At 37.7% G+C, this 15,268-nt stretch carries 13 protein-coding genes; 5 read left to right on the top strand and 8 right to left on the bottom strand.

All coding sequences use genetic code 11. The annotated features are described in order from the left end of the window. Positions 1–545 precede the first annotated feature (545 nt). Together U8D43_RS18410 and mce are read left to right on the top strand one after the other, a co-directional pair. A complete protein-coding gene (locus U8D43_RS18410; RefSeq protein WP_335872632.1) occupies positions 546–1,454 on the top strand; it encodes an NAD-dependent epimerase/dehydratase family protein in 909 nt (302 codons plus the stop codon). A 775-nt stretch (positions 1,455–2,229) separates the two neighbouring features. Further along, a complete protein-coding gene (mce, locus tag U8D43_RS18405; RefSeq protein WP_335872631.1) occupies positions 2,230–2,649 on the top strand; it encodes a methylmalonyl-CoA epimerase in 420 nt (139 codons plus the stop codon). A gap of 207 nt (positions 2,650–2,856) precedes the next feature. Here the strand turns inward: mce and abc-f are convergent, their stop codons facing one another. The 4 genes from abc-f to U8D43_RS18385 form a co-directional block, all read right to left on the bottom strand. Then, positions 2,857–4,932, bottom strand: a complete 2,076-nt coding sequence (gene abc-f, locus U8D43_RS18400; RefSeq protein ID WP_335872630.1) for a ribosomal protection-like ABC-F family protein — start codon at positions 4,930–4,932, stop codon at positions 2,857–2,859. 666 nt (positions 4,933–5,598) lie between these two features. Continuing rightward, positions 5,599–6,831: an ISL3 family transposase gene (locus tag U8D43_RS18395; RefSeq protein WP_335872629.1), complete on the bottom strand. Its 1,233-nt coding sequence runs from the start codon at positions 6,829–6,831 to the stop codon at positions 5,599–5,601. A 334-nt stretch (positions 6,832–7,165) separates the two neighbouring features. After that, positions 7,166–7,585 (bottom strand): RDD family protein, encoded by a 420-nt coding sequence (locus U8D43_RS18390; protein WP_442893634.1) that lies wholly within the window; start codon positions 7,583–7,585, stop codon positions 7,166–7,168. A 390-nt stretch (positions 7,586–7,975) separates the two neighbouring features. Further along, on the bottom strand, positions 7,976–8,869 hold the full coding sequence (locus tag U8D43_RS18385) for a LysR family transcriptional regulator (protein WP_335872633.1): 894 nt from the start codon (positions 8,867–8,869) through the stop codon (positions 7,976–7,978). A 133-nt stretch (positions 8,870–9,002) separates the two neighbouring features. Here U8D43_RS18385 and U8D43_RS18380 point away from each other — a divergent pair, with 133 nt between their 5' ends. Together U8D43_RS18380 and U8D43_RS18375 are read left to right on the top strand one after the other, a co-directional pair. Then, positions 9,003–10,196 carry a YbfB/YjiJ family MFS transporter gene (locus tag U8D43_RS18380; RefSeq protein WP_335872627.1) on the top strand — a complete coding sequence of 398 codons (1,194 nt, stop codon included), beginning with the start codon at positions 9,003–9,005 and terminating at the stop codon, positions 10,194–10,196. 183 nt (positions 10,197–10,379) lie between these two features. Continuing rightward, positions 10,380–10,583, top strand: a complete 204-nt coding sequence (locus tag U8D43_RS18375; RefSeq protein ID WP_335872626.1) for a tautomerase family protein — start codon at positions 10,380–10,382, stop codon at positions 10,581–10,583. Positions 10,584–11,012: 429 nt separating this feature from the next. On the opposite strand, the gene U8D43_RS18370 is transcribed toward U8D43_RS18375, so the two are convergent. Continuing rightward, positions 11,013–11,243: a monooxygenase family protein gene (locus tag U8D43_RS18370; protein WP_335872625.1), complete on the bottom strand. Its 231-nt coding sequence runs from the start codon at positions 11,241–11,243 to the stop codon at positions 11,013–11,015. Between U8D43_RS18370 and U8D43_RS21110 the strand changes: the two genes are divergently transcribed. Further along, on the top strand, positions 11,242–11,379 hold the full coding sequence (locus tag U8D43_RS21110) for a helix-turn-helix domain-containing protein (RefSeq protein ID WP_442893635.1): 138 nt from the start codon (positions 11,242–11,244) through the stop codon (positions 11,377–11,379). The two genes, U8D43_RS18370 and U8D43_RS21110, sit on opposite strands and share 2 nt — an antisense overlap. A 345-nt stretch (positions 11,380–11,724) precedes the next feature. On the opposite strand, the gene U8D43_RS18365 is transcribed toward U8D43_RS21110, so the two are convergent. The 3 genes from U8D43_RS18365 to U8D43_RS18355 all read right to left on the bottom strand — a co-directional run bounded on the left by U8D43_RS18365 (position 11,725) and on the right by U8D43_RS18355 (position 14,941). Continuing rightward, positions 11,725–12,018, bottom strand: a complete 294-nt coding sequence (locus tag U8D43_RS18365; protein ID WP_335872624.1) for an immunity 53 family protein — start codon at positions 12,016–12,018, stop codon at positions 11,725–11,727. Between the two features lie 12 nt (positions 12,019–12,030). Further along, positions 12,031–13,443, bottom strand: coding sequence for an RHS repeat-associated core domain-containing protein (locus tag U8D43_RS18360; protein WP_335872623.1), 1,413 nt, complete (start codon positions 13,441–13,443; stop codon positions 12,031–12,033). A gap of 359 nt (positions 13,444–13,802) precedes the next feature. Next, positions 13,803–14,941 (bottom strand): IS3 family transposase gene (locus U8D43_RS18355; protein WP_335872622.1). Its coding sequence is split into 2 segments (ribosomal slippage): positions 13,803–14,695 and positions 14,695–14,941, totalling 1,140 coding nucleotides; the frame shifts between segments, so codons are not numbered across the junction. Positions 14,942–15,268 lie beyond the last annotated feature (327 nt).

Genomic DNA, 15,268 nt, shown 5'->3' with positions numbered 1-15,268 from the left:
GGTAGATATCCAAAAATCAAAACCAGCTTAAATCAAGTAATGGTGCCATAGCCAATCTTTAAAAATGGTCATTCCATTTTAGGGAGGGTGCTTTTTTGTGTCAAAATCAGCATCAAAACCCATTTTCGTATAAAAAGAGCCTATTGAAATTGCATTGCTTTGTTCGGAGCAAATTACCTTTAAGAATTCGCGAAGTATTCCACGTTCTTACGTGAAAATAGCTTAATTCCAGCTTTTTTCGAATGTTTAAGAAATAGGCGGATTTAGCAACCTTTGTCGCTTTTCGTAGCAGTGTAAAACCTGTATTATTGCTTTGTTTCGGAGTGTTTTCCGTCTATTTTTGATGAAGATCAACAGGAAAATGGAGGATGTAATCAAAAATCAGCTAAGGTAGCCACACTGTGTACGAAAAGAGCGTTTCGAAAGAAAATTGTTTTTTTGAAGCAATATATAGACCGAAAAAAACGAAATACTATTAAAACGAAAAATACCTAAAAAAAAGAAAGGAGACTTATTATGAGCGAAAATACCCTTCTTGATAGATCTTGAAAATATTAGTAACCGGAGGAGCAGGCTTTATCGGCTCACATGTGGTAGAAGCATTATTAAAAGAAGGTCATACACCGGTCGTATTAGATGATTTATCCAATAGCAAACTAGTTAATCTTCCTCATCATGTAACCGTTTATCGGACCGATTTATTATCAAATAAAGTGGAGAAAGTTTTTAAAAAAGAACAACCAGAAATTGTGATCCATATGGCGGCTCAAATTAGTATCACTAAATCTATTGCTGATCCAACAGAAGATGCGGCAATCAATGTACTTGGAACAATCAAGCTACTAAGCTATTGCATCAAGTATGATGTCAAAAAAATCATCTTCTCCTCTTCTAGCGCAGTCTATGGAGAAACGAGCGACAATCCCATTCATGAAAAGACCTTAACCCAGCCGATTTCCTTCTACGGAACGTCAAAATTAGTATCGGAATCGTATATTCAGCTATTTGAAAAGCTCTATAAGCTGCCATACACTATTTTGCGCTATGCCAATGTCTATGGTCCTCGCCAAAAATCAGACGGAGAAGGTGGTGTGATTAGCATCTTCATCAACAACATCCTTGAAGGAAAATCACCCACTATTTACGGAGATGGGCTCCAAACAAGAGATTTTGTTTTTGTCGAAGATATTGCAAATGCCAACCTACTCGCCCTCCACCACGGAGAGAATGAAATCTTAAATATTGGCACCACCTCAGCTACCTCTATCCTTCAACTCCACACACTAATCACACAGCTACTCCACTCTAGTCTAACACCTGCGTTCGAACCAATGAGAGACGGCGATATCTTCCATAGTCAACTGAACCACGATAAAGCCAAACAAGCGCTACATTGGGAGCCAAAAGTTAGTTTAGCGACAGGAATTGAAAAGACGATTGCATTTTTCGATTGAATTGACTTTTGAAAAGTGAATTATTCATGCAGTCTTTATGAATGATCAGCTGTTGGTTTGGAATAATGGATGATATAAAAACTACTATTATCAAGAATAGAAAGAAGGCATTTTGAAAATAGTTGATCAAAGTGTCCTCTTTCTTTTCTTGATGATTAAGTGTAAATTCATGCATTTTTAGCTTTATAAATTGAACTATAGAATACATTCAGAACAGTTAATTCCAGGGATTTTCCAAGTTCATTCAGCATAAGGTTTCCAGTCGGATAAACACCGTTGCTTTTTTGAATGCATGAAAATGTACTGCGGTAGATGGATTGAAAGTGGTAATCCTTTGGTTGAACGTCTTTCCATGCAGATGGCTATGCATGGTTTGAAGGCGTACATGCCTTCAACGAGAGATAGATGAACATTCTTCTAAATCCATGGTTTTGTTAGGCTATGTTCGTATATTTTGTTGCTACTGGCACAAAAAAGGCAATAAGGTTTTTCGTTTAAATTCCTATTTTTTGTATAAATGAAACATTTCTCATTTTTAAAAAAGCATGAAGTCATACAAGTCAAGGGTTTTATTCCAATCCGAAAGCTACATTTTATGTGAAAAACAACCTTTTGCTCAAACTTAACGGACCTATCCTTGAGGAAGCTTACCTCTCATCCCGCAGAAACCAACAGCACAAGTTAGTAAAGCTAAATCAAAAAGAAAATCTTCAGGTCAAATTATATAGATAAAATATGATAAGATACACATACCAAGCCACTAAGGAGAATAATCATGAAAAAGACAATCGACCATATCGGCGTGGCTGTTCGAAGCCTTGAAGATGCCATTCACTTTTATGAAAATGTACTTGGTGCGAAACTGATTGATCGGTACAGAAGTGATGCCAAGGGCGTCGAAAGCGAAATTGCGATCATGGAGGTGAATGAAGCCAGAACTGAACTATTGGCCCCCACCAATAATGACACTTCCCCCATCGCTCGATTTATCAAGCAAAAAGGAAAAGGTGTACATCATATCGCGTATCGGGTAGATGACTTAGATCTTGCTTTAATAGAACTGGAACAACAAGGAATACGCACTTTACCGGATAGCCTCCGGATAAACAAACATGGCAGAAGACTGATTTATTTAAATCCTGCTGATACGGAAGGTACCCTCATTGAATATTGCGATTACCCAAATGGTGAATAAGGGAAATTCCGTAGAAGTTTGTTGCTTTTCATACCAGTCTATAAATGGTGAAATGCTTTTCTGGGCATCTTTTCGTTTATTTTTAATGTGAATCACCAACAAAATGGAGGATTCCAACTGAAATTAAACTGAATAGCAACAATGTATATGAAAAGAGTCAAAATAAAGCAAGGGGACGGATTAACCAGCATCCGTCCCCTTTCATTATTAAGAAAACCCCATCCATAACTCCATCATCGAATCCAGCTCTTTTACGAGATCTTCCTTTTCGCCAAACAACTGATTCAACTCTTCATATTCCAATTCTGCTGCTGTCATCGAGGCATCAAACTCTCTGATTTTCTTTTCGAGTGCTTCAATCCTCTCCAGCACTTTGGCCTCATCTTTCTTGGGATTTTCTGATTTTCCCCTTCTATTCATCTCCTGCACCATAGTCTTTTTTATCTCCGGCAGGTTTTTCGCATTCTCAATTGCATGTTTATACTCATCGTAACTGCCGGGATAGCTTTTGAAGCGACAATCCTCGACCGCCACCACTCTTTCCCCGATTTTGTTGATAAAATAACGATCATGGGAAATCAAAAAGATGGTTCCTTTAAAGTCTTCAAGTGCTTCTTCAAGGGTTTCGGTGGAATCGATATCTAAATGGTTAGTCGGCTCATCCAGAATGAGTAAGTTGATGTCCTGGAATAATAGCATGGCTAGCTTTAGTCTGATCCTTTCTCCCCCTGACAAATGCTTTACTTTCTTGAAGACACTATTTTTGTAAAACATATATTTAGCAAGGTATTCCCTCGCTTTCCCTTCTAGGATTGAGATATCCTCCCTGAAGCATTCAAGTACTGTCAGCTCTTCATCGTGAAACACAATCTTCTGAGGCAAATACGCGGGAATGACATTTGCGCCTATTTCCACTACTCCATAGTCAGGCTGCTCTTCTCCAAGCAGCATTTTCAGGAAGGTCGTTTTCCCGCTGCCATTTGGACCGATCATTCCTACTCGTTCACCAAAATGAATCAGTAAATCAGAGTCGTGAAAAATCACCTGATCTTGATAGCTTTTTGATAATCCGATGGCTTTGATGGTTTCATTCCCCGACCGCTGTTCCGCTTTGAAATCAAGCCGCATATTCCGTTTTTCAAATAACGGCTTATCGATTCGATCTAGTTTCTCCAGCTTTTTTTGAATGCTGGCCGCTCTTCTAAAAAACTTGTTATTATCTGCCCGCATCGCCCAATCTCTCAAATTCGTTACAGTCTTTTCCATGCCACCAATCTTCCTTTGTTGCTCCCTGAAGTGCTCATATTGAATTCGCATATTTTCTTCTTTTTGATGGACAAAAGAAGAATAATTCCCCTTATAGGTCTTCGATTCCATAGCTTCTATTTCGACGATCTTAGTCACGACCTGATCAAGAAAATAACGATCATGGGAGACAATGAGGGCAATTCCTTTGTAGCCCTTCAGATAACTTTCTAGCCATTCGATTGATTCCATATCGAGATGATTCGTGGGCTCATCCAGAAGCAATATGTCTGGTGCATGAATCAGCAGCTTCCCGAGCATGACTCTCGTTTTCTCCCCGCCGCTTAAGAAATCAAACTCTCTGTCTAAAAAAGTACTATCAAACTTCAACCCCGTACAAATTCTGCCTAATTTCTCTTCGATTCCATAGCCGCCTTTTATTTCAAGAAGCTGAACCAGCTGGCTGTACTTTTCCAAGATTTTGTCCAATTCATTCCCCTCAAGAGTCTCCATTTCTCTCTCAATTTCACGCATCTGTCTCTCTATTTGGTGAACCTCCTCAAAGGCTAGATTCAACACATCGCTGACCTTCAGCCCTTCCGGAAATTGAGGCATCTGTTCAAGGAACGCCAAAGCGGCATCCTTCCGCACATTCACAAAACCTTCATCATAACCATAGCTGGAGGTTTGTGGATAGCCAGGATAATAATTCATCGGCTCAATCCCCGCAATTAGTTTCAAGACCGTACTTTTCCCGCTACCATTGACACCGACAATCCCAACCTTCTCTCCCGTAAACACCTCAAATGTAATATTTTCAAGAACAAGAGTCGCTTCCATGTATTTTTTTACACCATTCATTGATAATTCAAGCATACGATTTCCTTCTTTCATCCATATTGTTAGCTGTACTTTTTTATGGACGGCATAAAGAAGAGCTTCATTACTATATTCATTATTAACCGATTTCTGATAATAGCCGGAACAAAACAAAAAAGACGATAGAAAGATCACTCTTCTTACCGTCTTATACTCCATTAATTATCCAATTCACGAAATGAAAATCCTGAAAAAACCATGCACGAAAAAAGCCGAAAAACATGCATCTATACTCCGCACTGGTGAGGATGAATCATATCCAATAAATGATAATAGTGAGTCAAGTAAGTAAGTTACCTTCAAAATTGCCTGATTCCATAAAGAGCACAGTAAATAAACCTATATCCACTAGGTAAAATTAATGCTCTGTACAAAATCCCTATTAATTTAACTAAAATTAATAATTAGCAATTTGTTGGTTCCATAAACTTACTTCCCCCCTCCGATTTTCACTATTATCTCATTATTTAGTATTTTTGTAAATTAGTGAATTGGCATATTTTTCATTAGCTATACAGTTTGAACTTACTTTTTTCTTTGGCTCTTCGCTATTTAGTGTTGAAAAAACAATTTACGAGACTCTTTTCATTTCTAGGATTTAATAGTGTTGTGCCTTAGCTACTACCAAGGTCAAAACCCAAAAGCGGACAAGGGAATGAGTTCAATTGCTCGCTCTGCATTCACCACCTGTTACATGAATAACACCCCCAATGAATGGACATGCTTATCCATGGACAAGGTAACGAGTTCGGTTCTGAGCGATGAACGGCTCAAATTGTTACTTATTCTTTTTTTGTTTGAGACAAACGAAAGAATAACAATACTTTATTCCCTCATGATCAAGTCCATCTTGTTTACCGTGGCGTAAATCATCGCTATAAAGTTTTCGGGAGATCGATATCCACGAGCTTTTCTTTTGGCAGCCTGTACTAAACTGTTTATCCCCTCAAGGAGTCCGTTGGTCATTTTTGTTTTAAACCATCTTAAGATGCCGGTTTTATGCCTTTTTAGAGATTTGGTCAACTTAATCATTGGTTCCAATTGGGATCGAGTTGCCCAGCTACACCACTCATCAAAGTATAATTCTGAGATACCGGCTGATCTGGTAAACATTTTTTGCAGTCCCAATTTCATGCGGTATGCACGACCTGTTGCTAAATCCATATCCTTTAATTTGACATATTTATTCTTTTGCTTTTCTGTAAAATTTTCTTGATTTTTAAGCCATACATACCGTGAATTCTTTAGTTCGGGTTGGTTGGCTTGTTCTTGCCTTCGGACGTTGTCTACTGCTTCGTTGACCATTTTTATCACATGAAATTTATCAAATGTAATCGATGCTTCCGGGAAAATTTCTTCAATACCTGAAATGAACGATGGAGACATATCACAACAGAAATCTTTGATTTGGGAGCAAGGAACCCCCTTACTATCAAGGAATTGACAGAAGTCCCGCAACACACTTGTTCCTTTTCCAGTCGTAACAAAAATGACTCGTTTGGTATCCGCGTCAACAAATAATGTCACGTATTTATGCCCCCTTTTACGAGAAGTTTCGTCCATGGCTACACTCTTTACATTTGATACATCCATTTTTTCAACTGCTTTATCAACGTAGTATTTAAAGACTCGCCAAAGGCGGGTATCGTGTTCGCCAACTTTGCGAGCAACTGCGGCAATTGGCATTTCAACCATCAATGACAGCACATGGTATTCAAATAACATAGAAAACCCGGCGCCTGGGCGTGCCCAATCAATATTAACAGTACGTATTTTTCCACATGATTCACATCTAACCCTCGGCATTCTTGCATGCAGAGTTGTTTGGTATTGCCAAAAATCAAGATGCCTCCATGTTCGATCCTGATCTTGAATACCATGAACCCTACACCCTGAAGAGCCACAGTTAGGACATGTAAACTCAGCACCTTTTCTGTATTCAAGGTAAATGTGAAGTGCTTTTTCTTCTTTTGCCAACTCATAATGAAAAACGTACCATGGTTCAGGTATCTCTAAAGCAGCTTCGAATACATTAAAATCTTCTTGGAAATCTTCCATAACACCATCAGCCCCTAGGTATTTTCGTAGTTTCTACCTAGTATGGACAGCTATACAAGATTTTAGACTAAATACTAAATAGCGAAGAAGCTTTTCTTTTTGATGTTGCTTTGTTAAAGGCAGTTTTCGCAAAGATTGTGGCTTTTCGCATCAGTTGATCATCTATGATATAGCTTTGTTTCGGGCATCGTTTCGTCTATGTTAATGGAAATGAATAGTGAAATGGAGGATTCAATCTAGTAAGAGACGAAAAAGCAGCTTTGTTTTCGTACAGAAATTATGTAAGTACCTAGGATTAAAAAATGGCTGCAATCTAGAGACTGCAACCTCTTAATTATTTCAGCTCTTCGGGGCGGGCATAGGTAACATACGTACCGGCAATGAAATCATGAATCGATCGCTTATCTTCTCGTAGTCCGATCATAAAGGCACTCACAATGATGCCTATGCCCAATGTCAAACCATATACCAATGTAGAAACAAGCGTTCTCATTAACATCGTACCTAGATGAACGTTACTTCCATCCATTTTTACTATCCTAATGCCCGCTATTCTCTTCCCGACCGTATACCCTGTCCAGATGATTGGAACCGAAACGGAATACAGTAAAAACAGCAAATTGACCCAAGGATTTTCGTCTGAATATTCCCCTGTTACATAACCCACAAGTAATATTAAAGGCAGATTAATAAATAATGAGTCTAACAGAATTGCTCCCAATCTAATTAAAAAACCGGCAGGGGACACTTCCATATTCATCCTCCTTTCTCGTTCCTCTATGATTAGATTATGTATCTTTCTTTTCTATATTACTATTATATATCAGTTGGATATCAGTTGGACGGTTCCTCTGGCATTTTTCAAGGTTTTTTCTTCTATAAACTTTAGATTGGTTTTATAAAAGGTTCTTTCAATATACATTTTGGTTATTTCATTTGATTTTTGATTACATCGTTCATTTCACTGTTGAATTATACCAACAAAAGATGAAGTGATACTCGAAATAAAGCTATATTTTAAATGATACACAGGTACGAAAAGCCACAAACTTTGCGAAAACAGCCTTATAAAAAATTGCGATCATTTTTCCGTACATTCTTCCGCAGTGGCGCAATTTTAAGGAAAATCGTTTAAAAATTGAATTTAAACCAATCTTGTATAATTCCCTAATAGTGTCTCATTACAGGACATATCAATAAATTCTTTCAAAGCAGGCGACATATATTTTTCTTTCCGGTAAATGAAAAGCGTTTTGACATTTCCGAATTGACTTGGAATAGATTGTTGTTCGAGGTGGCCTTCTTTTTCATATTTCCCGACGACACTACGAGGAAGTAAGCTAATTCCTAACCCCGCAGATACACAACCGATAATACCATCAAGTGTACCGAGTTCCATGATTTTTTCCGGAATAACTCCTTCATACTGTAACCATTCTTCAAATCTCGCTCGATACGAACAACCATTACGGAATACTAATATTGTTCGATTTTGTATTTCTTTAAAAGAAGATAGAGGTTGATGGGACACACTCGTTATAAGCACTAATTCTTCTTCTATTACTGTTTTATAATTTAGGTCCGGATGTTCAATCGGGCCCGCAACAAATGCGCCATCTTGTTCATACTGTAAAACATCTTGAACATTTTGTGCTGTTGGTCCTGTTTTTAATATAAGATCCACTGCAGGATACTCAAAATGAAACTTTGAAAGTAATGCTGGTAAACGGACTGCAGCCGTAGTTTCCATAGACCCAATTACTAAGGGACCTTTAGGTGTTTGATCCTCACTTATGGCGATTTTAGCCTCATCTACTAACTGAATTATTTCGATTGAAAACGAAAGTAGTACATGACCTTTATCCGTAAGTGTCGTCCCCCGATTATGTCGATAGAATAGTTGTGTTTGAAGATCCGATTCCAGTTTCTGAATTTTTGCTGTTAGATTTGATTGGGCATAGTTTAGTTCTCTCGCTGCTTTTGAAATACTGCCTAACTTTGCAACAGTTTGAAAAAATAATAATGCTTGTAAATCCAAGGACATGCTCACTTCCTCCTTTTGCTATATAAAAAACTGATACCTCTATATCGATAATTAGTATTATACTATATAGCCAAAAACAGATAAGATAAAATTTGAAGTATTGATTATTTTATTTAGGGGTGAAAAATTGAACAAAAGTCCTTTTTTCTTTCTGATGGGGGGAATTTTTTCATTAATGATTGCGATGGGAATTGGAAGATTTGCTTATACCCCTATTCTTCCATTGATGCAAAACGCTCTTTCGTTTTCTGATGCAGTAGCGGGTTACCTTGCATCAAGCAATTACGCGGGCTATTTCGTTGGTGCGATTTTGACAGGGATTCTCCCTCTGAAAAAGCATAAAACCATTTATTTGCGGATAAGTTTGATGATAATCATTATGACAACGTTCAGTATGGGGATTTCTCACTCTTTGAGTCTGATGCTTGCATTTCGGTTTATTTCTGGAGTGGCAAGTGCATTCATTTTTGTTGTAGCTTCTAGTATTGTACTAGATAAGCTGGCAGTTACAGGTAAAACAAATTGGGTGGGCTTGTTTTATTCAGGGGTGGGCTTCGGTATTTTTTTCTCAACACTCTTCATCCCGAAGTTAAACTATTTCTTTGAATGGGAAGGTGTATGGATCGGCCTGGCAATGGTTAGTGTCGTTCTTACAATTTTCGTATGGTTGTGGCTCAAAGATTCCTCAAACTCGGTAAAGAAAAAGGATGAAATAGTAGTTGTTACACAAGTCCCTCCCCCCAAGTGGCTTCCATGGTTAATTACCGGGTATGGGCTTGAAGGGTTAGGTTACATTGTAACAGGGACATTTATTGTATCAATTGCCGAAAAGACTTCCACCTTTAGTGGTGACGCTACGTTTGTTTGGATGGTTGTTGGATTAGGTGCCATTCCATCCTGTATTCTTTGGTCATCACTTGCTAAAAGATGGGGGTTTGTTAAATCATTAGTATTTTCAATGACCCTACAAGCCATTGGTATAGTCTTACCTGTCTTCTGGTTGTCTCAAACCAGTTTAATAATTAGTGCCCTATTATTTGGGGTTACTTTTATGGGGATTACCACATTAGCTACAACATTAGCTCGCCTAATGAATCCAATAAATAGCAGTCAAATAATTGGTTATCTTACAGCTATTTATGCGGTTGGCCAGATGATTGGACCAACAATTGCCGGAATCCTAACTTCTTATACGCAAAGTTATCATTCTGCTTTGATAGGCGCCGCTAGTGTAGTATTCATTGGAGCCGTGTTACTTGGAAGCGGCATTCGGTACGACCCTGTCCCAGAAAGGAAATCTTCTCCATTAAAATATAATTGAAGGCTGTTTTCGCAAAGTTTGTTGCTTTTCGTACCAGTCTATAAACGTTGATATAGATTTGTTTCGGGCATCATTTCGTCTATTTTTAATGGAAATCAACAGTGAAATGGGCGATTTAATCAAAAATCAGATGAAATAGCCACATTGTATACGAAAAGAGCCTAATTGAAAGAAGGAATAGTCGTGCCCTACGTAAATATTAAAATTACAAAAGAAGATGTAACTCCAGAACAAAAAGCTGCCCTCATTAAAGGCGCAACACAATTACTTGTCGATGTCTTAGGAAAAAATCCTAACACAACTGTGGTAGTAATAGACGAAGTGGACACTGATAATTGGGGCATCGCAGGTGAAACAATAACTGTTCGTAGAAAAAAGGGGCAATAAATTTCTTAATTTGAATGGACCCATGATAAAAATGGAGCAAATGAGAAGAAAATATTTATGATACTTTCTTCTCATTTGCTCTTTTATTATGGCCGTATGTTTTTCACACTTCCTATTTCCTTTCAGCTAAAAAGGTCGCTAAATAAAGTACATTTCTCCAAAAACTCTTCCTAATTTCAGCATAGTTCAAAACTGCTTTAGGAATACAATCGGCAACCCTTCAAAATCTAAGAATAATAGAGGGAATTAAGACAAACAGCTGTAAGTGTTATTTGGCGAAAAATTGAAATATTTGTTTGCAGTCTGATTTTCTATAAAAATCAGACTATTTATTCCTTTATCAACTCTATTATGCTATCTGGCGCCTATGATTGTACAGGGTTTAAGATCCGCTTCTCAGAAGACTTGTAGAAACCTAGTTATGTTCACTCATCTGATATTTCTGAGACGTTGCCGGGCCGTTTTAGAAGAGGGAGTTACTGGATTAATCCCTAATGCTTTTGCTAATCCAAATTTCGGCATATTTCCATAGAATGATTCGAATTGGTTCGGTTTAATCAAGTACGTTTCATGAAAAATTCCAACCGCATTTGGGTTACCAACTTTCTTATTAAAGTCTTTCCAGGCTTTCAAGTGCTTCTTCAATCTTGCATAATCCATTAATTCTTCTTCTGATTACCAAAATACCATAAGCCATCTTTGTTCAGACAATGTAAATAGAGTGTATCTAACAACATTAGAAACAGTATGCAAGGTGTTAGACATCGATATTCAGGAGTTAATCGAGGTGGAGTAGTCCTCTCGCTTTAGTAATCGTTCTATGTACGTCAAAGTTGCGGAAAATTTAAAAGGCAGGGGGAAAACAAAGGTAGAGTGTATGAAGATGGATATGGTCGTAACTGATGATAATAAGGTCATTTACTGAAATGAAACAGCAGTAAATAGGTTATTCATTTTAATGTGAATGGTGGACGTACCAAGTAATTTATGAAAACATCATATAGGGCTTACGAGAATTAGCCTTATTCTCTGTATAAAATGCGATTTATTCGGCACTAGGTAGCCCCTCATAAAAAAGAAACCTTGAAAAGCAATAAGCCAATCAAGGTTTCTAACAATATTTTACAGAGAATACAGAATACTAATTATTGTCTTCACTAATCTTTAAAAATACTTCTAATATCTCAGTTAAATTGCCTGAGCCACCGTACCCGAAAAACATCTCATTTTTAACCTCACAGTAAATCCAATCATTTTCATTTCTTTTTATGTCTACTGTACTTATCTCTATTTCTTCTAGATTTGTTTGAATAAGATTAATCTTTACTGCCCAACCTGGGTTATCTAAAGTAGATATATTAATACCATATCCATGCTCCCAATCCCCATTACACTGCTTGGTAAACCAATTTTGTATTTTACTTAGAGTATCCATATCATACCTCCATTATTTCACTCTTGGAATTTCCCAATTATAAGGTGCTCTTACCCCCCCAGGAGACAATGGGTCATGAACATGTGGAGTTGGCACTTCACGTTTGAGAACTGTATTAAAATGTGAACCTCCTCCAGTATCAAATCTTTTTACAGACTCCCACGGAGTAGGATTTTTTGGATTTGTTTGAGGCTGAAAAGTTTGATATTTCTTTATTGCTCCTGTTTCTCCATGTCGTTGAAATACAGTATGACTTCCAGTAGCGGTTTTATCAGGCTGAAGTTTTTCACTTCTTCCAAAGAACTGCAAATCTAGTTTTAAACCATCATTACCCTTACCCTTAGCAGCAAACCTTAAACCTCTTCCAGCCTTAATCCCATTTTTAACTAAACTTCCACCAGGTAACACAGCAACTCCACTTAATGCTGCATTTTTAAAGTCTCCTTGGGCGGCATATGCTAAGGCGTTGATACCATCGGCAACGGCTCCTATAGGTCCAGGTGCATTCCCTAAAAAGTCTAGGCCTTTTTGCAATGAGCCAAAGAAACTTGATTTTTTTGATTCCGATGAGGTTGCTTTCTTCGTCGACGATTTAGTTGTTGGTCGATCCTGAGAACCTGGACTTATGGTATTGCTTGGTTTGGGCTCAGTAATAATTCTCCCGGTCGGAAGTTGTCTTTGTGTCCCCTCAACGTTTACTGCGTAATGTCCCGTGGGATCGGTGTAGTTGACCGGATTATTCGACGTGTACGTATATAAATGCTGCGTCCATGGGTCATTAGGAGATCCACTATACGTATCTTGCGACAGAAAACGGCCTGTATCGGAATTATAGTAGCGCGCGTTCATATAATGTAGACCGGTTGAGGCGTCATGAACGGCTCCGGTAAATTTCACATCGTTTTCAATGGTTTTGTCGCCTACTTCTTTTGGTTTTCCAAAGTCATCGTATTCATACCCCTTGACGCGTTTGGCATCCGAGTCGACAACATTCGTAACACTACCTCGTATGTCATATTGGTAGAAGAAGTGGTTATTGGCATGTCCACCTTCAAATCGTTTGGAGGCAACAATCATTCCGGTCGGGTTCAGGATGTTTTCCGTTGTTTTTCCGTTGTTGTTGTCGGTCGTATACAGAATTGCGTCATCATGGTAAAGGTATTTCGTTACTAATCCATTGGCATCACGACGAATCCGTTGTCCATCTCCATTATAAACATTTTTGAGCGTCGTTGTCTCTTTTCCTGGCGTAATGGTCTCCACTGCTGTTAGTTGATTCGCAAGGTCATAGGAGTAATTTGTTGTTACGTCTTTCATAGCCCCGTCGATTTCTTTTTTGATGATTTCGATCTGTTGATTGCCTCGATTATCATATTCATAGGAGGCATGGGACTGTCCATTTTTCATCGTAGTGTAAAGTGACAATAAAGTTATTTAATTTTAAAACCCCAAACAAACATAACCCCGTCTAAGTAAGGACGGGGTTAAAAATATTGTTGTTTAATTTTTGATGTAAGATACTTCTCTACACTAAAAAATATAATAATAAAGTCGTTTAAAAATCTAAGGTATCTTCAACAATCGCGCCTGATTTAAGAAGACTCGAATTCGAGATAATTTAAATAAAATAGAAATTCCATCTATTTTTTATCTCAATAAGCTTTTATTTCTTCTTTATATCCAAAGCTATCTCCGTCTTTCCCTTGCCCTTCAGTCGAGACTCATATATACCCTACAACATTCAATCCTTCACCCTCCCGTTACGCTGGTATGTCAACACTAAATCAAACAATCTTTTTAAGGGCTAAGTTTCTATATTCTACTGGACTTAGATAGCCAAGTGTACTGTGCGAACGGATATTATTGTACCAATTGATATAATCAAAAAGTTCAAGATCAAGCTGGTTAAGGGTGCTAAAGTGAGCTCCGTTTATTAATTCAGTTTTTAAGATCTTAAATGTTGCTTCTGCCACCGCATTATCATATGGATTTCCTTTATGGCTCAAAGAGCGTTCAATCTGATATTTACTTAATAATTCATCAATGTTCACGTTTTTAAACTCAGATCTGCGATCTGTATGAAGGAGCTTCACATTCTCTAATGGCTGCTTAACCGTTGCGAAAGCACGTTGAACTAAAGCTGCGTCTTTGCGTTTTCCAACACTATAACCAACTATTGCTCTATTATATAAGTCAATTAAAAAACAGACGTAGTTCCAATGCTGGCCTACTTTGACGTACGTTAAGTCACTGACCAGTACAGTCATCTCTTCATCTACTTCAAATTCCCGATCTAACACGTTTCCAACGGAGTCTTCATTGGGGAGGGAACTCATTGGCTTGTAAGATGGCTGTGCATACTTTGATTGAATTCCAAGCTCTTCCATTAGTCTACCAATACGGCGTCTAGATACCTTGTAACCAGCTTTTAAAAGCTTTCCTTTAATCTTGCGAGTTCCATATACTTTACGGTTTTCGTTAAAGATCTTTATTATTTTTTCTTTTAATTCTTCTTCTTTAGCTTTTTCTTGTTCTTTTTGAACCGCTATTTCAGCTCCATAATAAAAAGTACTTCGAGCTATTTGTAGGACTTCGCACATTGCTGATACCGAATAGAGGTGTCGATTTTTCTGAATCACTTCTATTTTCGTTCCATGATCAGCGCGGCTTGCTTTAAAATATCAACTTCCATTTCTAACTGTTTATTTCTTTTTCTTAACTCAATCAATTCTTGTTCCTCAGGGCTTCGATTATCTTTCTCTTTGAACGAACCAGACTGTTGAAATTGAGTAATCCATCTGTCTAAAGCAGAAGCTGTTAATTCATATTCACGTACAATATCTTGACGACTTTTTCCACCCTCATATAAAGCAACCACTTGCTTCTTAAACTCTGTGGTAAACGTTCTTCTTTTTTTGGACATAGTAGATTCGCTCCTCACTTATTGTGTTTATTCTACTAGCCCTTATTTTTATTGTCCAACTAAGTGTAGCCTATTCAACGCTAATTAAAATTTATGTAACGTTTTAACGAATAACGAGTATTTTACGACCGTCTCTAATTAAAATACAACCCTTATTTTTGTCACTCCGTAAAAGTCAAAATAAACTTCTTCCTCTTCTCCTGTTAAAAACCACTATCTTTGTCGTTTTCGTATAAAATCCTTATTCGCATAGTAATTGTCTTCGCTTCCTTTTCTTACGCCAGCACAACCAAAGCTCGTTGTTTTTTGACAAATTACACGTTGTCA

The organism is Bacillus sp. 2205SS5-2 (assembly GCF_037024155.1).
Taxonomy (GTDB): domain Bacteria; phylum Bacillota; class Bacilli; order Bacillales; family Bacillaceae_K; genus Bacillus_CI.
The sequence above is the reverse complement of the archived record's forward strand: the minus strand, read 5'-3'. Positions and strand labels throughout refer to the sequence as shown.